17 protein-coding genes are annotated in these 18,990 nt (G+C 64.8%); all 17 read right to left on the bottom strand.

What is annotated here, in order from left to right; translation table 11 throughout:
* Nucleotides 1-166 precede the first annotated feature (166 nt).
* The 17 genes from F2P46_RS38250 to wecB (F2P46_RS14465) all read right to left on the bottom strand — a co-directional run bounded on the left by F2P46_RS38250 (nucleotide 167) and on the right by wecB (F2P46_RS14465) (nucleotide 18,989).
* Entirely contained in the window at nucleotides 167-295 is a 129-nt protein-coding gene (locus tag F2P46_RS38250) for a hypothetical protein (protein ID WP_267875859.1), read from the bottom strand.
* A gap of 55 nt (nucleotides 296-350) precedes the next feature.
* Nucleotides 351-872, bottom strand: coding sequence for a hypothetical protein (locus tag F2P46_RS14540; protein WP_166890694.1), 522 nt, complete (start codon nucleotides 870-872; stop codon nucleotides 351-353).
* Nucleotides 873-876: 4 nt separating this feature from the next.
* Nucleotides 877-1,899, bottom strand: coding sequence for a TIGR03790 family protein (locus F2P46_RS14535; RefSeq protein WP_166890691.1), 1,023 nt, complete (start codon nucleotides 1,897-1,899; stop codon nucleotides 877-879).
* A gap of 48 nt (nucleotides 1,900-1,947) precedes the next feature.
* Nucleotides 1,948-2,385: a hypothetical protein gene (locus F2P46_RS14530; RefSeq protein ID WP_166890689.1), complete on the bottom strand. Its 438-nt coding sequence runs from the start codon at nucleotides 2,383-2,385 to the stop codon at nucleotides 1,948-1,950.
* 394 nt (nucleotides 2,386-2,779) lie between these two features.
* Nucleotides 2,780-4,207 carry a mannose-1-phosphate guanylyltransferase/mannose-6-phosphate isomerase gene (locus tag F2P46_RS14525; RefSeq protein ID WP_166890687.1) on the bottom strand — a complete coding sequence of 476 codons (1,428 nt, stop codon included), beginning with the start codon at nucleotides 4,205-4,207 and terminating at the stop codon, nucleotides 2,780-2,782.
* A 63-nt stretch (nucleotides 4,208-4,270) separates the two neighbouring features.
* Complete coding sequence (locus F2P46_RS14520; RefSeq protein ID WP_166890685.1) at nucleotides 4,271-5,416, bottom strand: NDP-sugar synthase; 1,146 nt, start codon at nucleotides 5,414-5,416, stop codon at nucleotides 4,271-4,273.
* Nucleotides 5,417-5,459: 43 nt separating this feature from the next.
* Nucleotides 5,460-6,458: a UDP-glucose 4-epimerase GalE gene (gene galE / locus F2P46_RS14515; protein WP_166890683.1), complete on the bottom strand. Its 999-nt coding sequence runs from the start codon at nucleotides 6,456-6,458 to the stop codon at nucleotides 5,460-5,462.
* A 44-nt stretch (nucleotides 6,459-6,502) separates the two neighbouring features.
* Nucleotides 6,503-7,243 (bottom strand): hypothetical protein, encoded by a 741-nt coding sequence (locus F2P46_RS14510; protein WP_166890681.1) that lies wholly within the window; start codon nucleotides 7,241-7,243, stop codon nucleotides 6,503-6,505.
* Nucleotides 7,231-8,511, bottom strand: a complete 1,281-nt coding sequence (locus tag F2P46_RS14505; protein ID WP_166890679.1) for a nucleotide sugar dehydrogenase — start codon at nucleotides 8,509-8,511, stop codon at nucleotides 7,231-7,233. Before F2P46_RS14505 ends, F2P46_RS14510 begins: the two co-directional genes overlap by 13 nt.
* 62 nt (nucleotides 8,512-8,573) lie before the next feature.
* Nucleotides 8,574-9,311, bottom strand: a complete 738-nt coding sequence (locus tag F2P46_RS14500) for a WecB/TagA/CpsF family glycosyltransferase (protein ID WP_368737912.1) — start codon at nucleotides 9,309-9,311, stop codon at nucleotides 8,574-8,576.
* Nucleotides 9,308-10,375 (bottom strand): non-hydrolyzing UDP-N-acetylglucosamine 2-epimerase, encoded by a 1,068-nt coding sequence (wecB, locus tag F2P46_RS14495; RefSeq protein WP_229509283.1) that lies wholly within the window; start codon nucleotides 10,373-10,375, stop codon nucleotides 9,308-9,310. Before wecB (F2P46_RS14495) ends, F2P46_RS14500 begins: the two co-directional genes overlap by 4 nt.
* 414 nt (nucleotides 10,376-10,789) lie before the next feature.
* On the bottom strand, nucleotides 10,790-12,784 hold the full coding sequence (locus tag F2P46_RS14490) for a heparinase II/III family protein (RefSeq protein WP_166890674.1): 1,995 nt from the start codon (nucleotides 12,782-12,784) through the stop codon (nucleotides 10,790-10,792).
* Nucleotides 12,781-13,833, bottom strand: a complete 1,053-nt coding sequence (locus F2P46_RS14485; RefSeq protein ID WP_166890671.1) for a glycosyltransferase — start codon at nucleotides 13,831-13,833, stop codon at nucleotides 12,781-12,783. The genes F2P46_RS14490 and F2P46_RS14485 overlap by 4 nt, the downstream gene beginning before the upstream one ends.
* Nucleotides 13,833-15,308, bottom strand: a complete 1,476-nt coding sequence (locus F2P46_RS14480) for a hypothetical protein (protein ID WP_166890669.1) — start codon at nucleotides 15,306-15,308, stop codon at nucleotides 13,833-13,835. Before F2P46_RS14480 ends, F2P46_RS14485 begins: the two co-directional genes overlap by 1 nt.
* Before the next feature lie 13 nt (nucleotides 15,309-15,321).
* Nucleotides 15,322-16,488, bottom strand: coding sequence for a glycosyltransferase (locus F2P46_RS14475; protein ID WP_166890666.1), 1,167 nt, complete (start codon nucleotides 16,486-16,488; stop codon nucleotides 15,322-15,324).
* A gap of 78 nt (nucleotides 16,489-16,566) precedes the next feature.
* Nucleotides 16,567-17,835, bottom strand: a complete 1,269-nt coding sequence (locus F2P46_RS14470) for a glycosyltransferase (RefSeq protein WP_166890663.1) — start codon at nucleotides 17,833-17,835, stop codon at nucleotides 16,567-16,569.
* Entirely contained in the window at nucleotides 17,832-18,989 is a 1,158-nt protein-coding gene (wecB, locus tag F2P46_RS14465) for a non-hydrolyzing UDP-N-acetylglucosamine 2-epimerase (RefSeq protein ID WP_166890660.1), read from the bottom strand. The genes F2P46_RS14470 and wecB (F2P46_RS14465) overlap by 4 nt, the downstream gene beginning before the upstream one ends.
* Between the last annotated feature and the right edge of the window lies 1 nt (nucleotide 18,990).

Below are 18,990 nucleotides of genomic sequence, written 5' to 3'. Positions count from 1 at the left end.
TCTTCCATAGTAAATTTCATCATAGTTGTGATAAATGACAACATGATGACGAAGACGACTGGGGTGGATGCTATTTCCCTTACAGCGGCGGCATGCCGAAGGATCAGCTTACCCGCCGCGGAGGGCAAGGCCGTTGTTCAGCGCAAGCGTGCGCGCTGGCCGGACATCAATCGTTCCAGTCGCGACAGGTCAACTGGCGCACGGCGTGGATCCCGGCCAGCTCGGCCGCGATGCCAAGTTCGCGGGCGTGCGCCCTGTCCAGGCAGGGAGAGCGCTCCCACCCAGGCACATGCATGCTGTCATCCGACAGTTTTTTCGCCGTGATGAAGACCTCATGCGTCGGCCGGCGCTTAATAGCGCGAAGGGGCCGGGGAGCCGTCGGCGGAGTTCTTCCGGTACATGATTTCCTCGCCGCCTACTCGGCCGCGCCTAAAGTTGGGGCCGAGGAGCGGCTCATCGATGGGCTGGATGACCTCCTCGTGGACTGCGGCGATCCCGTCGCACCAGGGGCATACGTCGACGAAATTGCGTGCTTCCATCAAGCGCGTGCCAGCCTCGCCCGAACCATTGTCGGACGTGGTAAACGTTCCGGTGTTGTGGACTACCCCCGCTGACGTGCGCTGCTCGAAATGGCCGTCCGGCATGAAACACACGGTATCGTAGGCGGACTGGTAGCAACCGAGCAAATCCGGCACGGAGGCGGCGCGGTCCAGGTAAAGGCGCAAGCCGATACAGGAGGGGATCGCCAGCATCAGCAGCCAGGCCAGGATCTTGACAATCCAGCCGAGCGTGGAGGCGACAAAACGGTTCCATGGATGGGGTGTGCCGATCTCGTGCACCGGCCCGGATTCGCTCAGCGGCTCAACGTCCATAGGCTCAGCGTCCATACGGCGCGGCCAGCGGTTCGCCGATGAACACGCCCTGGGTCGGCCACGCCACGCTGCGCCAGTAAGCTTCGATGGCGCTGCTGCCGCTCAGGTAATGCTTGAGCAGGATGCTGGGATGCGGAAACTTTTGCCAATGATTGCAGGGTTCGCTGACGCTGCCGTAGCTGGCGGTGGCGCCCGCTTCCAGCCAGCGCAGGCTGCTCATCTGGCTGGCGCCATGCAGGTCGCCGCCGAACGAGGTCAGGTGGTCGGCCAGCGCGCCCGGCAAAAACTTGACGCTGTCGAGCTTGTCGACCTTCGCCATGCCGGTCTGGTAGACCATGATGTCGCTCTTGCCCTCAAGCGCGTCGCTGTGCAGGGTTTTGGTGCGGATTTTCTTGGCGGCGATGTGTCCGTCGCGCGGAAACAGCTCGGCCCGCGAATTGCGTGCCGCCTGCGAGGTGACCAGGTAGTACGCGGTGGCGTTCGGTACGCGAAAGCCGCTGGCCACGCCACGGTCGATCAAGGCCTTGGCCTGCGCCACCGAGTCGGTCGGCAGCAGCATCGACAGGCGCATGCGGAAGTCGGCCACGGGCTGGACCGAACTGGCGTTGAAGTAGGCGCTGGGACGACTGGCGGCGCAGGTATTGCTGCACTGGCCAGGGTCGAAGCCCATGGTGTAGGCGGCCGTGATGGCATTGCATTCGACGGCGTACGGTGCGGTCCAGACCATTAGCACCGCTTCGATACCGGCCGGAAGCTGGCTGTCGATGCTTTCTTTCAGGGCTTGAAAGCGGGCGGCGTCGAGCCGCTGCGGCTTGCCGGGGATGCTCACATGGATGACGTTGGCGGCGGGAATGGCGCGCGCCTTGCGGTAATACGCGGCAATCGCCACGCTGTTCGGTTCGGCATCGTTGACGACCAGCGCCAGCTGGCTGGGGCGCAGGCGCGGCGCCGAAGCGCCCTGGGCGCCGGCCTGGCCGGTGGTGGCGGCCAGGGCCAAAGTCAGGATCAGTGCTGCGCGCAGGGTCATGGAGTGGCCAGGGTCGGGTGAACGGGGCCGCTTGCCCCGCAGCGCCGATTATAGCGGCTGGGCGGGGGTGACCACGAGCGTCGCCGCATCGGGCGCGCTGGCGGGACAGCCGGACGGCCGCCCCGGCTCGCAGGCCGCCTGCGCCGTGGCAGGCTCGCCCTGCCCGCGCAGATGCTCGGGACGCTCCTGCGCGCGGCGCTGCATCTCGATCGAAAAAGCTTGCTCGTAGGGGACCATGCGCAGTTGCTCGGCTTCGCGCTCGGCCGCGCTGACCGCCGGCGTGGCGCGCAAGGCGCCGGCGCTGGCGCTGACAGGGGCGCTGGAAGATGACTGCGAAGGTAATGGCGAAGGCGACTGCTGCAGTGCGGAATTCGGTGCCGGCTGGATGCTGCCGCTGGTGCTGTCGACTGGCTCTCCACCGCCGCAAGCGGTCAGTGCAAAGATGCCGGCGCTGACCAGCGTGTGCTTGAATACGTTAAAAAACATACTTCCTCACATCGGATAAATTCGGAGAACGGCTCGAATTCTATGCGTGGAGAAACAATTCTGCAGGGGAAATTTATTTCAGGATTTAACAAATTGCTTTTCTTTATCATTTTTATGCGACGTTGACGTATATTAGCGCAACGTAGCTAGAACATGCCACTCAAGAAACATAAAAAAACTTCTGGAAACGTCAATTTTAGGACACGAAAAAAGCACTAATTTGTAACTAAGTGTGTTTGGCAACATTTTCTGACGCCGACGCGTTAGAAATGGCCGCAGCCACTTTGTTGCAATGCAGCATTCAAGTTGTCTGACAACCAATCGGACACCCTCCTCGCGCGCGCCAATCAAAAAGGGAGCCGCGGCTCCCTTGCTTGATTACACCCAGCAAACTTTACGCGCGCTGGTAGATATCTTCGAAACGCACGATATCGTCCTCGCCCAGGTAACTGCCCGACTGCACTTCGATGATGTGCAGCGGCACCTTGCCAGGGTTTTCGAGACGGTGCGTCATGCCGATCGGGATGTAGGTCGATTCGTTTTCCGACAACAAGCTGACTTTCTCGCCGCAGGTCACGCGCGCGGTGCCGCTGACCACCACCCAGTGCTCGGCGCGGTGATGATGCATCTGCAGCGACAATTTTTCGCCCGGCTTGACAGTGATGCGCTTGACCTGAAAGCGGTCGCCCGCGTCGATGCCCTCATAATACCCCCACGGGCGGTACACCTTGGTGTGATGCAAGTGTTCTGTGCGCTCTTTCAATTTCAGATGGTCGACGATCTGCTTGACCCGCTGCACCTGGTCCTTGTGCGCCACCAGCACCGCGTCCGGCGTTTCCACCACGACCAGGTCGGAGACGCCGACCACGGCCACGATGCGGCTCTCGGCGCGCACCAGCGAATTGCTCACGCCATCGAGGTACACATCGCCGCGCTGGACATTGCCCTGGGCGTCCGCGCCACGGCCCTGCTGCACCTGCCACAGCGCCGACCAGGAACCGACATCGCTCCAGCCGATGTCGGCCGGCACCACCACCGCATGGCGGGTGCGTTCCATCACGGCGTAATCGATCGAGTCCGACGGGCAACTGGCGAACGCCGCTTCGTCCAGGCGGCAGAAATCGAGGTCGCGGTAACCGAGCCGCACGGCCGCTTCGGCCGCCACCGCAATGGCCGGGGCGAATTCGCCCAGCTCGCGCAGGTAGCCTTCGGCGCGGAACAGGAACATGCCGCTGTTCCAGTAATAGCCGCCGTCGGCGACAAAACCCTCGGCGCTGGCGCGATCGGGTTTCTCGACGAAACGGTCGACCTGGTAAGCGCCGCTGGCGCCGGCCGCCGGCGCGCCACGGTGGATGTAGCCGTAGCCGGTCTCGGGCGCCTGCGGCACGATGCCGAAGGTGGCCAGGGCGCCATCGGCCACCAGGGTCGCGGCCTGGGCCACCGCCTCGGCGAAGGGCACGTTCTTGTCGATCACATGGTCGGCCGGCAGCACCAGCATGACCGCGTCCGGATCGATGGCGCGCAGGTAGTTCGCGGCGGCGGCCACCGCCGGGGCGGTGTTGCGCCCGACCGGTTCGAGCAGGATGCCGAGCGGGGTCACGCCGATTTCGCGCAGTTGCTCGGCCACCAGGAAGCGGTGCTCGTTGCCGCACACCACCAGCGGCGCCATCAGCTCGGGCCAGCCCGCCACGCGCAGGACGGTGTCTTGCAGCATGGTCTTGTCGGTCACCAGGGGCAGCAACTGCTTGGGCAGCACCGCGCGCGACAAGGGCCACAAGCGCGTTCCCGCGCCACCGGACAGGATCACTGGGTAGATTTTCATTGCATCTCTTTCAGGTCGTTTTTATGCTGCTGTTTTTATGTGCCGCTCGGTGCTCGCATGGTCTTACTTGACCGCTTCCAGCGGCGCATCGGTGCGCCGGGTAAAGCGGCGGTCGCGCGCATTGACCCACTCGTCCGAGGCGTAGTCCGACACGTGCTTCATTTCGCCGGCCCGATCCACACTGTAATCCTTAAAAACGATCATTTCATCTAACGTTACATCGCGCAAGACCCGTGTGTATTCGAACAACACACTGCGCACGATCTTGGCGCCTTCGCAAATGTGGCTGCCATGCCCGATCCAGCTCGGGCCGATGATGGTCACGCCGGCCTCGATGCAGGCGCCCGAGCCGATATAGACCGGCCCTTCGATGGTCGTGCCTTCCCAGTCGATGCGGGTGTTCAGGCCCACCCACAGGCCGTCTTCGACCTGGATGCCGGGCACGTCCATGTGGGCGACTTCGCCCAGCAGCACGTTTTGCAGGGTCTGCCAGTAGTCGGACACGCTGCCGATGTCGATCCAGTTGAACCCGCGCGTCTGCGCGTAGAACGGCATGCCTTCCTTGGCCAGCAGGGGGAACAGTTCGGAGCCGATGTCGAACGGCACGCCGGAGGGAATCAGGTCGATCACCTGCGGCTCGAAAATATAGATGCCGGTGCTGATGAAGTTCGACTTGGCCTCGGCTTCGGACGGCTTTTCCTGGAACTCGGTGATGCGGCCATCCTTGTCGGTGACCACCACGCCGTAGCTCGACACCTTATCCCACGGCACTTCCTTGGTGATGACGGAGCACAGCGCGCCCTTGCGGCGGTGCTCGAACAGGGCAGATTTGAGGTCGAGGTCGATCAGGGCGTCGCCGCACAGCACGATGGTGGTGTCGTCGAAGAAGCCGCCGAATTCCTGGATCTTCTTCATGCCGCCGGCCGAGCCGATCGGCTGCGGCACGACCTCGCCTTCATCGTTGGTGTAGCCTTCGAAGGAGTAGCCGATCTGGACCCCGAACTGGTGCCCTTCGCCGAAATACTCTTCGATCTTTTCGTGCAGATAACTGACGTTGACCATGATTTCGGTGATGCCGTACTTGGCCAGGTGCTCGACCAGGTAGGCCATCACCGGCTTGCCCAGGATCGGGATCATCGGCTTGGGCAGATCATAGGTCAGGGGGCGCACACGGGTGCCTTTACCAGCGGCCAGGATCATCGCTTTCATGGAGTTCTTTCCTTAGTTTGTTCGTCGAGCATGCGCTCAAACATTACTTGGGCAGGGATTGCCAGCGCCATGCGTCGGCGCACATCTGGGCCACGTCGCGCTCCGCCTTCCAGCCGAGCTCGTTTTCGGCGAAGCTGGCGTCGGCGTAGCAGGCGGCGATATCGCCGGGGCGGCGCGCCACGATCCGGTAGGGCACTTGCTTGCCGCTGGCCTGTTCGAACGCGCGCACCATTTCCAGCACGCTGTTACCGCGCCCGGTGCCAAGATTGTACGTAACAATGCCGGGACCTGTCGCCAGCTTGCTTAAGGTTTTGACATGACCGATTGCCAGGTCGACAACGTGGATGTAATCGCGCATACCGGTGCCGTCCGGGGTCGGATAATCGCCCCCGTACACCGACAGGAACTCGCGCCGCCCTTCGGCTACTTGCGCAATGTACGGCAGCAGGTTGTTGGGGATGCCGTTCGGCTCTTCACCGATCAAGCCGCTCTCGTGGGCGCCGATCGGGTTGAAGTAGCGCAGCAGCGCGATGCGCCAGCTCGGGTCGGCCTTGATCAGGTCGCGCAGCATGTCTTCAATGATCAGTTTGCTACGGCCATAGGGATTGGTGGCCGACAAGGCAAAATCTTCCTTGATCGGCACCGAGACCGGGTCGCCGTACACCGTGGCCGAGGAGCTGAACACCAGCGACTTGACGTCGTGGCGCGCCATGGCGTCGAACAGCGCCAGCGAACCGGTCACGTTGTTGTCGTAGTAGCGCAGCGGCTGCGACACCGACTCGCCAACCGCTTTCAGGCCGGCGAAGTGGATCACGGCGCCAATCCGGTGCGCCTGGAAGACGGCGTCGAGGGCCGCGCCGTCGCGGATGTCGCCCTCGATGAAGGCCAGTGGCTGGCCGCTGATGCGCTGCACGCGATCGAGCACGCTGCGCTGGCTGTTGGACAGGTTGTCAAACGCGATCGGCTCATGGCCGGCCTTGATCAGTTCGACACAGGTATGCGAGCCGATGTAGCCCAGGCCGCCGGTAACAAGAATTTTCATGATGTGATGCTTTCGAAAAAAGGTGAAGGCGGCCCGTGGCCGCCCTACTCGCTCTGCGGCAAGATGCGCGCAAGGCTCATGCGATTAAACAGTACGCCGACCGGCAACAGCACCAGTTGGTCGTCGAACTCGCCGCCGGCGGCCAGTCGATCGCGGCTCAGGGGGCGTTCGATGAAGGTGGTGATGGCGAGCGCGTTGAAGCGCTCATCGGCATTGGTGAGGGACGTGCCGGGCTGGCGCACGCCGTGCACGCTGGTGCCGCCATGCTCGCGCCCGTACGAAAACACCACGGCGGCGCCGCACTGGGTGGCCATCGAACACGCCGCCGCGCCAACCTGGCGCACCAGCCGGCCGTCGCGGCGCGTGACGATCGACTTGGTGCCGAAGGCCACGGTGGGGTGGACCGGCGCCGCGCTCATCGCCGGCGTGACGCTGTAGCGCAGCAGCTTGCCCCAGCCGTCGCCGGGCGGCAGGCCCAGCGTCACCCAGGGCAGCAAGCCGCTGCAGCGCTCTTCGCTGTCGCAGCGGCCGTCGAACTCGCGTCCGCCGCCGTCCTCCTGCGCCGGGCGCGGCAAGCGCCCGTTGACCAGCGCAAAGCCGATCAGCGCTTCGCGCGCCTGGGCCAGCGCGGCCGCGCTGCGCCGCTCCGGTCCCGCGCGCGTATCGGTCTTGCCGATCCCCGCCATGAGCATGGAGGCCGCGCCCAGGCCCACCACGGCCAGCATCAGCAGCAGGGCGGCGCCGCGTTGGCGCCGCCCTGCCAGGACGCCCTTTACAGGCGCCATACCTTGATGCCGGCCTCGACCAGTGCGGCCTGGTCGAAGGCGGCCTTGACGTCGATGAACACGCCGCCCTTGATCAACTTCTTCTGGAAGTCTTCGATCGAGGTGGCCATCAACTGGCGGTGCGAGACGGCGGCCACGACCGCGTCGGCGCGCGGCAATTCATCCCAGCCGACCAGCTTGACGCCGTATTCGTGCATCGCTTCGTCGGCATCGGCGTACGGGTCGTGCACGAACACCTCGACGCCGTAGGTTTTCAGTTCGGTGATCACATCGGCCACCTTGGAATTGCGCAGGTCGGCGCAGTTTTCCTTGAACGTCAGGCCCAGCACGTTGACCTTGGCGCCCTTGATGTAGCTGCCGGCGGCGATCATGTTCTTGATGGTGGTTTCGGCGATGAACTTGGCCATGCCGTCGTTGATGCGACGCCCCGCCAGGATCACTTGCGGGTGGTAGCCCAGCATGTCGGCCTTGTGGGTCAGGTAGTACGGGTCCACGCCGATGCAGTGGCCGCCCACCAGGCCTGGCGAAAACTTGAGGAAGTTCCACTTGGTCCCGGCCGCTTTCAGCACTTCGGAGGTGTCGATGCCGATCTTGTCGAAGATGATGGCCAGTTCGTTCATCAGCGCGATGTTCAGGTCGCGCTGGGTGTTTTCGATGACCTTGCACGCTTCGGCGGCCTTGATGCTCGAGCAGCGGTGCACGCCCGGCTTGACGATCGACTCGTACATGGTGGCCACTTTTTCCAGCGTTTCCGGGGTGTCGCCGGCGACCACTTTCAAGATCGTGGTCAGGGTGTGTTCCTTGTCGCCCGGGTTGATGCGCTCCGGCGAGTAACCGACGAAAAAGTCATCCTTCCACTTCAGGCCCGAGGCTTTTTCGAGCACGGGGATGCACACTTCTTCGGTCGCGCCCGGATACACGGTGGACTCGTAGATGACGGTGGCGCCCTTCTTCATGTGCTTGCCGACCACCTGGCTGGCGCCGATCAGCGGGCCGAAATCGGGATTGTGGGCGATGTCGACCGGGGTCGGCACGGCCACGATGATCAGGTCGGCGTCGCCCAGGCGGGCCGGATCGTTGGTGTACTCGGCGTGCACGGCCGCGGCCATCTGCTCGTCCGACAATTCGCGCGAGGGGTCGACCCCGCGCCGGCAGGATTCGACTTTGGAGACCGAAATATCGAGGCCGATGGTCGGACCCAGTTTCGCGAACTCGACAACGAGGGGGAGGCCGACGTAGCCAAGACCGATGACGCCAATTGTGCTCATAAAACTGCCTTTGAATGAATAGTGTAAATAGGATTCAGCAACGTGGATTCAGCAAGCAGGGCTCAGCGCCGGGTTGCTTCTTTGAGGAACAGCCAGATGAAGCCCATGTCGTCGATAAAGTAGCGGCGGAACATGCGGCGCGGCTCCTGCAGGAAGCGGTAGAACCACTCCAGGCCGCTTTTCTGCATCCACAGCGGGGCGCGCTTGACCCTGCCGACGGCAACGTCGAAGGTGCCGCCCACGCCCATCGCGAACGGAATTTTCATCTGCGCCTGGTACTGGCCCAAAAAATGTTCCTTTTTGGGCGAACTGATCGCCACGAACAGCAGGTCGGCCTTGGCGGCGGCGATCTGCTCGACCACGCCCGCTTCTTCTTCGGGTTTCCAGTAGCCGTTGCGGTAGCCGGCCAGGGTCATGCCGGCGTATTTTTTCTCGTAAATGCGCTTGACGTCGGAAACGACTTCCTCGCGCGCGCCCAGCAGGTAGACGCGCCAGCCTTTTTCGGCGGCGCGCTTCATGAGCGCTTCGAACAGGTCGACCCCGGCCACGCGCTCCTTGAGGGGTTTACCGAGCAGGCGCGCGGCCCATACCACCGGCATGCCGTCGACGTTGATCAGCGCGCATTCGTTGATGATGCGGCGCAGTTCGGGGTCGCGGTTGGCCTTGACCAGCTTGTCGACGTTGACGACCACGTGCTGGTGGGGGGTGCCGGCGGCGATGAAACCTTCCACTTTTCGCAAGGTTTCTTCCATCGTCAGGTTGTCCATCAGACAACCCATCATCTCGATACGCTCGCTCACGCCAGTTCCTTGGTCAGGATGGCGACGATGCGCTCGGCCGCCTTGCCATCCCACAGGTGCGGACGGCGGCCCTGTTTGCCTTCGCCGCGCAAGACCTTGCGCGCCTCGGCCACGATGCGCGCCGGATCGGTGCCGACCAGCACGTTCGAACCTTCGTCGACGGTGACCGGGCGCTCGGTGTTTTCACGGATCGTGATGCAGGGCACGCCCAGCGCGGTGGTTTCTTCCTGCAAGCCGCCGCTGTCGGTCAGCACCACCGCCGCGTCCTTCCACAGGTTAAGAAAGGCCATGTAGGCTTGCGGGCCGACCAGGGTGACGTTCGGCCCCAGGTCGATGCCGAAGCTGTCGAGATTGGCGCGGGTGCGCGGATGCACCGGGAAGATCAGCGGCAACTCCTGGGCGATCTCGCGCAGGGCGCCGGCCAGGGTGCGCATCATGGCGGCGTCGTCCACGTTGCTGGGACGGTGCAGGGTCACCACGCCGTAGCGCGCGCCATTGGCGCTGCGCGTGGCCTTGATGGCGCTCGTTTCGTACGAGGACGTATCGGCCGCGCTGAGCTTGTCTGCCTGGAACAACACATTATCGACCATCACATGGCCGACATAATGGATCGCCGACTCGGCCTTGCCTTCGCGCTGCAGGTGGGTCACGGCGCTTGGCTCGGTGACGAAGAACCAGTCGCTGATGCTGTCGGTGACGAGGCGGTTGATTTCTTCCGGCATGGTCATGTCGCCGCTGCGCAAGCCCGCTTCGACGTGGGCCACGGGAATGTTGAGCTTCTTGGCGGCGATCGAGCAGGCCAGGGTGGAATTGACGTCGCCCACCACCAGCACGGCGGCCGGGCGCTCGGCCTGGCACAGTTCTTCGAACGCGACCATGATCTTGGCCGTCTGCTGGGCATGGCTGCCGCCGCCCGCGCCCATGAAGATATCGGGCTGGGGAATGCCCAGCTCTTCAAAGAAGACATCGTTCATCTCGCGGTCGTAGTGCTGGCCGGTGTGGATGATCTTGAACGTGAGCGCGTCCTGCTGTTGCAAGGCGCGCACGATCGGTGCGATTTTCATGAAGTTGGGTCGAGCACCGGCAACCAGATAGATCAGTGGCATAGTCATCCAGATTTATAAAAAAAGCAATTATAATCGGAAAGGCAAATTCGTTGTCCGCACATTATCGAATGTGCGCGCCCGCCCAGCAAGCGAGCGTTGCCCCATTGCCGGTTCGACGTTGTCGAGACGCATCACCAAGCGGCGCTTGTGGTTCCTAGTGGCAACAATGAGCTGTGTGAGGGCGAAGCGGATGGGGTCGAACGCCAGCGTTGCGGCAATTCGTTCAAGAGATGGCGGAGGGGAAAGGCGGCGCTGTCGTTCAGGCAGCCCGTGTCGACCACGGGCCCGAACGCGCGGACCGGGCACCGCTCGTGCGTACCAGGTCCGCATCGCCTTGCGCCAGCAGGCGCTGGCGCAAGGCAGGGGGAGACATCAGTTGACCGTCACATCCAGGTCGGTCACCGAGATGACACGTCCGCCAACCGTGATCTTCGCATTGGTAGCGCTAAAAACGATCTCCGGTTTCACAGTCAAACAGTTCGAACGCAGGACCGAGACGAAAAAGCCGCGGTTCTTGGCCGTCGCATAGTTAAACTTGTTCCAGAAATGCGGTCCCGTCGGCACGGTCGGCGCCGGCATGTAGCCAACCGAGGTGCTCATCGCAAACGCATCGGGCGAGGCCACCGTGCCGCACAGCTCGGCCGGCGCCAGGGCGGCGCGGAAGGCGGCCGCCGGGCCGGTCACGGGCGCCACGGTGTGCAGGTTGTACTCGTACTTGCGCGGCGTAGCGCTGTTGAGCTGGTCGATCGTCACCAGGGTCGATGGACGAATGAAGACCACGGTGCGCTTCGCCTGGCTCAGCTTGCCTGCATAGGCGGCGGTGGCGTCGCCGGTGCTGATGTCGTAAGCGGCCGTCTGCAGGAACTTGGTCAGCTTGCCGGACGCGGCGCGATCGCCCAGGCCGCCGGCGCCCAGGTACTGGCCCTGGCCGCCGTCGAAGGTGATCGCATTGTGCGCCTTGGTCTGCTTGTAGTAGTCGCGCCAGTGCGGCGAGTTGTAGTAATCGTAGTTGCCGCTGTCCATGGCCAGGACCTTGCCCTTGGAATACATGACAAAGCTGTTCTGGTCGGCATGCGAGTGGTTCACCGAGCCGAACGGGCTGCTCTTGAAGAATACCGAGGTGCGGGCACGGTCGGTCAGCGAGCTGTGCATGGCGGCCCAGCCAATCGCCGGGAAGTAGGCGCCGTTCGGCTGGGTGGCCGGCAAGGTGATCGGGCCGGAGAACTCGCGCGGGCTGAGCAGGATGTGCAGGCGCGCATAGTCTTCGCCGCTCTGCTGCTTGACGTACCAGCGCGACAAGGTGGTGTCGGAGCGGTTCATGACGGCCTTGCCGAAGCGGGCCCATTCTTCGATCCGGTTCACTTCGGCGCCGTCGCCGAATACGCCGACCGGCACGCCGGGCGGCAGGGCGTAGGCCATGAAGCGGGCGAATTCGGCCAGCCATGGCTTGCGGTAGAACGGCACGCCGAGCACGCGCTCGATCAAGTCCCACATCAGCAGCGATTCGCCGGATTCCCAGCCGGCATAGCTCGATCCGTTGGCAAAGCCGCCGTCGTCCCCGCCCCATGGGCTGGTGCTGCTGACATACAGCGGCAGCGAGGTGCGCAGCCAGGCGTGGGTCTCGGGCATGTCGCCGCGCACGATCAGCAAGGCGCCGACGAATTTACCCAGGGCGTTATAGGCGATCCCGTTTTCCGGATACAGCCTGACCGTCTCGGCCACCTTGTTCAAGCCCGAGTTGCCGCAGGCGAGAATGATGTCCTTGACCATCTGCTTGTCGGCGGCCGTCATGGCGGGAAAGGCAAAATCGTAGGCCAGGGCATAGAACCAGGCGTAATCGCGGGTTTCGGCAACGTCGCCGACGCATTTGCGCGCCAGGATGCCTGGCGCAAACAGTTGCATGCGGGCCCGCATTTCGGTGATAAACCAGGGATTCTTGGTCATATGGTAAGCCACGGCCGCCTCGGCCATGCCTTCCAGGATGCGGTCCTGCTGCCACCAGGATTCCATGCGCACCGTGGTATTGCTGGAATTAATCTGCGTCTTCAGGGCGCTGGTGACATTGGCCACCGAATTGCGCTGCAAATAGCCGGTCACAGCCACGATGGACGAGGTGCGCTCGGCCTTGGTGGCGGCCACGATGCCGAGGAAATCGGGCTGGCCCTTGAACAGGCGCGGGTGGCCCATTGGCGCGGCAGCGTCGAATTTATCGATGGCGGCGGTCAGGGAAGACGGGGCCAAAGCGCTGGCCGTGGCGGTCAGCTCGGCCGTGGTAAAACGGGGTGCGACGGTGGTGAAATTCTGGGCCAGGGCAGGCATGCACAAGGCTGCCGTCGCCAGTGAAATAACGTTAACTAATCTTATCATGCTGCCAACTCCTCATAACGTTGTCGAAGACGTCGCAAGACTGTCCCGACCATGTACTCGGACTCGACACGTGCCAGTCCGCGCTCGGAGATCATATCCGCCAAGACATTATCATCCAAAATGCGCAAAATACAGGCAGCGAGCTGGGGTATATTGCTCACTTCAACGAGAAAACCACACTTTCCTTGATCCAACATCTGTGGCACAGCGCCAACATCGGTGGCCACGACTGGAACCGTTGCCATCATGGCTTCCAAAATTGACATCGGCATCTGTTCCTTGTGCGATGGCAGCACGAAAACGGCCGCTTCGGCCAACAAGGCCGCACGCGCGTCGGCATCGACCCAGCCCGGCAGCCGCACGCAGTCGGCCACGCCGAGTTCGGCCGCCAGTGCGCGCGCGCCATCGGCGTCGCCGTCGCCGGCCAGCACCAGGCGCGCCTCGGGCGATTGCGCATGCACGGCGGCGAAGGCGCGGATCAGGTCGAACACGCCCTTCTTCGCTTCCAGCCGTCCCAGGAACAGCACGCTGCGTCCGGGCCGGCGCGCCGCCAGCGTGACGCCGGCGATCGGGTTGGGAAACACCTCGACCGTCTTGAGCCCGGCACGCGTGCGCAGCCAGGTGGCCGAGACCTCGGTCAGGGCAAAGGCGGCGGCGGCGTCGCCCAAGAGGCGCAGCGCCAAGCGCTGGCGCCAGCCGGACAGGCGCACGTCGACGAAGTCGATGAATTCGCCCCCGTGCAGGTGCACCAGCACGGGACGGCGGAACAGGCGCGCCGCCGCCATGAACGGCGCCTTGCGCCAGAAGCTGACCCCGGAGGCCAGGTGCACATGCAGCACCGAGACGCGCCCGCGCAGCAGCAGCGCCAGGAATTGAAGCAGCGCGGCCAGCGCGCGTAACGCCTTGCGCAGCGGACCGCCGTCGACGTGGGTGGCGATGAAGCGGCAGCGCCCGCCCTCCTCGTAGCCGTGCGCCAGATAGGTCTGGATCACGCTGGCCATGCCGCCGCGCGCTGCCGGCGACGGGCCGATCATGATCACCGACTTCATCAGAGCGTCCCGGCGCTGTCGCTCTCGCGCTCGATATGGGCCGCGCCCAGGTAGCCGGACAGGTCGAGGCGCTGGATCAGCAGCTTGTGCTTGCCCGAGCCGGTGCGCGCGATGCCGTCGACGCGCACGATCTCGATATCGAGCCCGCCCTGGGTCTTGGCCAGGACGCCGGCCGCCAGCGCGGCGCGCGCGCGCGGGGTCAGTTCGGTGTCGGACATGACCTTGAGGGTGGCCTTGCCGGGCGCGTCTTGCTCGAACTGCATCATGTCGGCGCTGGCGAGCTGCTCGAAGTGGGCCGCGCCGATGGTGCAGATCGACACCAGGCGGTGATCGCGGCACACCAAAAATTCCTGCAGCCGCCCTTCGATCCGTTCGACCACCGCGAAGCCAGGGCGAATGGTGTTGGGCGCCTTGCTCCACATGGCCAGGTCGCCGGTGCGGTAGCGGATCAGCGGCATGACCCGGTTGTCGAAGCCGGTGGCGACGATTTCGCCGATCACGCCCGGTTCCGTAATGGCGCGTCCGTCGTTGTCGACCAGCTCCACCTTGCCGTACAGGGGCCAGAAGAAATAGCGGCTGTCGTCAGGCAGCGAGATGGCCTTGACGGCGCGTTCGGAGTGGCCGTAGTCGAGCAGCACCGGGCAGCCGAACACTTCACGGATCAGGTCGACCTGGTAATCGTAGACATTCTCGGAAAACAGCTGCACGGCGCGGATGCGCGCGACGAGCTCGGGGGCCGGATTGGCCTTGAACCAGTGCGCCAGCGGCACCAGCGCCGATGGAAAGGCGTGGATGATGGTCGGCTTCCACTTGGCGATCGCTTCCACGTAGCCGGGCATGTACTGCGCTTCCAGGTGATCCGACGACAGATGCAGGTAACGCTTGATCGGGTCGTACATCCACAGGGAGCCGCCCGGTTTGCCGGCGCCCGGCACGCTGCGCCCGCGCAGCGCCAGGATGACGTCGCCGCTGCCGACCCCGGCGACGGTATCGAACGTGCTGTTATAGGCAAAGTCCTTGGAGCGCGAGACGTACTTTTCCAGGTACAGCTTCATCGGCACCGAGGTCGAGCCGCCGGTGAACGCCATCAGGTGCGTTTCCGGGCCCATCTTGTTGGACAGATAACGGGTGCTGTCGGCCTTGAGCGATTCTTTTTCGAGCAGCGGAAACGCGGCCAGCAAGCGCGTTGCGTCGGACGGATCGCGCACCTCGGCCAGCGCCCCTTTCAGGTGGGCGTAGGCGGGCACGGTCTCGATCGCCCAGCGCAGGGTCTCGAGCAGTTTTTCGTCGGCGCGGCGCGCGGTCCAGACCGGGTCGTTGCAGCGGTTGATTTCAGCCTGGAACTCGTCGTACTTGGCGCCGTAGCGCAGGCGCGTCGGCGCCATCGAATACACGTGGCCGAGCGAGCTCTTGACCCATTGCGGGGCAGCCGTGTAGAACTTGAGGAAGGGATGGACAATGTCTTCGATCGGCATGTTGATGGGCTTTCTATGCTGTGGTGGTTGTGGTGGCGGCAGCGGCGCGCACGCCGGCCAGTCCGCGGAAGATCGTTTCGTAACGCGTAATCATGTGCTGCACATCGAAGCGCGCGCGCACCGAGGCCAGCGCGCCCTGCCCCAGGCGCGCGCACAGCGCCGGGGAGCTCAAACGGGTCAGGGCGGCAGTGAGCGCTTTGACGTCGCCGGCCGGGTACAACAGGCCGTTGACGCCGTCGTCGACCTGCTCGCGCATGCCGCCGACGTCGCTCGACACCAGCGGTTTACCGAGCGCCATGTATTCCAGGGTGGCGATCGGGAAGTTCTCGTCGTGCGAGGTCAGGGTCATGACATCGCACATGCCGATGAAGGGACGCACGTCCTGCTGGAAGCCGGCCAGCAGCACCGCGTCGCGCAGGCCGAGCGCATCGATGCGGGCCTCGATCTGGGGGCGCGTTACGCCGTCGCCGACCAGCACCGCGCGCGCCGCCACGCCTTGGGCGCGCAAGCGCGCCAGCGCCTCGAGCAGGTCGCCGTGCCGTTTCTCCTCGCGGAAAATGGCGCACAGGCCGATCACCAGCTCGTGCGGCTTGACGCCGTGCTGGGCGCGCAGGGCGCTAGCCGGCTGCGCCACCAGGTCCGCCGAAAAATGTCCGAGGTCGACCCCGTTGTGCACCACTTCGCTGCGGCGCAGGCCGACACCGAGCTTGGCGAAGAACCCGCGCTGCAACTCGCTGATGAAGATGACGCAGGCGGCGGTCCGATAGAATTGACGATAAACGATGAAACGCAGGCGCGCGCTGCCGCCGCGCCGCACCACGCCCATGCTGTGGCAAATGAAGGCCTGCGGCGGGCGGCGCCGCGCGCGCCAGCCGGCCATGGTGGCGCACATCTGCGAATATTGGGAGGTAGCGATCACCAGCTCGGGTTCCAGCTGATCCATCAGGCCGGCCAGGCGCTTCAGGGCGCCCAGGTCGACCCCGCCGCCCGAATGACAGCAGACGATCGGCGCGACCCCGCCCCGTTCCAGGTCGGCCGCCAGTTCGGCGGAATCCTTCAGGTAGGCCACGGCCACCTTGTGGCCGCGCTGGGCCAGGCCGGTCGCCAGCGCCACCAGGTGGCGTTCGGCGCCGCCGAACTTGAGCTGATCGGCGACGAACAGGAGGGTCATTGGCGTCATCTGGGCTTTCAAGCAATCATGGTCAAGAAATCAAGGTCAAGTGTGCGGCCCGCGCCGGGGGCGGGGCCGCCAGCCGGTTCAGGACGCGTCGCGTCCCATCGCCAGCGCGATCTGGGCCTTCAGGGCGGCGGCCACGCGCGGCGCGGCGAAGCGTTCAGCCACCGCTTCCGGCCCGCCCTGCCCGGCCTCGCCATCGAGCGCGGCCAGGCCGGTGCGCAGCATGCGGGTGACCGCTTCGATATCGTCCGGCGCGGCGCAGGCGTCGGCGCTGCCGGCCCATTCGGCGATCAGGTCGGCCGAGGTGCCCGGCGGCGTAATGCCCCAGACCGGGCGGCGCGCGCCGATGTATTCCACCAACTTACTTGGCAGGAACACACTGGGCAACTTGCTGGGCGCGTCGATCACCAGCAGCGCGTCCGAGTCGCGCGCCAGCTGCAGCGATTCGCGGTAGCCGACCTGGCCGCGCATGCGCACCAGGCCCGCCGGCAGCGCCTTGTAGGCGTCCGAGGCGAGCAGGTTGGGCGAGACGTGGCCGACGAATTCGAAGGCGACCGTGTCCAGCGCAGTCGGCTGGCGTTCGAGGATGCGCACCAGCGCCGCGAACAGCGGCTCGGGCGAGCGGGCCCCGTAGCAGGCGCCGATGTGGCGCACCACGTGGCGCACGCCGGGACGCGCCGCCACCGCCACGGCCGGTGCCAATGCGGGCGCCGGGCCGGCGAAATTGTCCATGTCCCAGGCGTGCGGCAGCACGGCGGCGCGCGCGCGCCAGGCGGGCGGATACTTGGCCATCACCAGGTCCAGGGTGCGCTGCGAGGTAAACAATACGCGGTCGGCGGCCTTGACCACGCGCCGCTCCAGCGCCGCGTTGACCCGGTGTTCCATCCAGGTGTTCGGATGGAAGGGATTGTCCGACCAGGGGTCGCTGAAATGCGCCAGCCACGGCAAGCCGGTGCGGCGTTTGATTTCCAGCGCCAGCAGGTGGTCCGACATCGGCATGCCGAAGCTGACCAGCACCTCGCTGCTGCTGGCCGCGATGCGTTCGAGCGCCGGCCCGAGCGCGCGGCGGCGCCACGGACCCAGGCCGTCGGGAATGGTGTTATACAGCGGCAGCAGGCGGCGCGCGACCTTGTGCAGGAAGCCCTTGAAAAAGGTGCCGGGGCTGGGCACGCACAGCGAGCCGATGCGCTCGAAAAAATCCGGATACTGGTCGTAGGCGTCGGAAAATTGCGGATCGCTGCCGTGCAGCAGCTCTACCCGCGCGTCCAGGTGGTACAACTGGCGTCCGATCTGGATCGCCTGCGGGGTCAACTTGGGCGGCGCGTAGTAGCAGATTGCAAAAATCTTCAAGCGCGCTCTCCGAAGCCGTCCAGGGAATCGAGGATGCGCCGCGAGGCGTGGCCGTCGCCATAGAAATTGCCGCCGCTGCCGTCCCGCACTTCGCTGTCGAGCAGGCTGGCCACGGCCGTCACGATGCGCTCGCGGTTGGGGCCAACCAGGTGCACCATGCCCGACGCCGCCCCCTCCATGCGCTCGGTAACGTCGCGCATGACCACCACCGGTTTGCCCAGGCTCGGCGCTTCTTCCTGGACGCCGCCGGAATCGGTCAGCACCACGGAAGCGTTGATCATCATCGCCACGAACGGCAGGTAGTCGAGCGGCTGGCACAGCACCAGGTTGGCGAAACCGGCCGGCACCAGGTAACGTTCGACAGCGCCGCGCACGGCCGGATTCGGATGCACGGGGAACACGAAATCGATCTCGGGATAGCGCGTGCACAGCTCGGCGATGGCGGTGCAGATCGCCTCGAAGCCGGCGCCGAAGCTTTCGCGCCGGTGCGCGGTGACCAGCACGAAGGGACGGCGCGGCCCGATGAAGCGGTTCAAGCCCTGCGGCTCGAGCGCGGCGGCCACTTGCGCACGGCAAGCCGGGTCTTCCCGCAGGCGCGCGCGCACCAGGTACAGGGCGTCGATGCCGGTATTGCCGGTGATTAAGGTGCGCTCTTCAAGAATGCCTTCGCGTAGCAGGTTAACCTTGGCCGGCGCGGTCGGCGGGAAGTGCATTTCGGCGATGGCGCCGACCAGCTTGCGGTTCATCTCTTCCGGGAAGGGTTCATAGATATTGCCGGTGCGCAGGCCAGCTTCGACGTGGGCCACCTTGGCCTTGGCGTAAAACGCCGCCAGCGCGCCGGCAAAGGCGGTGGTGGTGTCGCCCTGCACCAGTACCCAGTCCGGACGCTCCTGTTCCAGCACCGGCGCCAAGCCGCCAAGCACCCCGGTGGTCAGGCCGGTCAGGGTCTGGCCCGGCTTCATCAGGTTCAGGTCATGCTCGGGATTGATGCCAAAAAAGGCCAGCACGCTGTCGAGCATTTCGCGGTGCTGGGCGGTGACGCAGACCACGACCTCGAAGCCGCCGTGGGCGCGCGCGGCCAGTACCACCGGCGCCAGTTTGATGGCCTCGGGGCGGGTGCCGAAGACGAAGAGCAGTTTTTGAAGTGCGGGCATG

The sequence above is a fragment of the Massilia sp. CCM 8734 genome, assembly GCF_011682155.1.
GTDB lineage: Bacteria > Pseudomonadota > Gammaproteobacteria > Burkholderiales > Burkholderiaceae_D > Telluria_A > Telluria_A rubra.
Note: the sequence above shows the minus strand (reverse complement) of the source record. Positions and strands in the feature narration are given on the sequence as shown.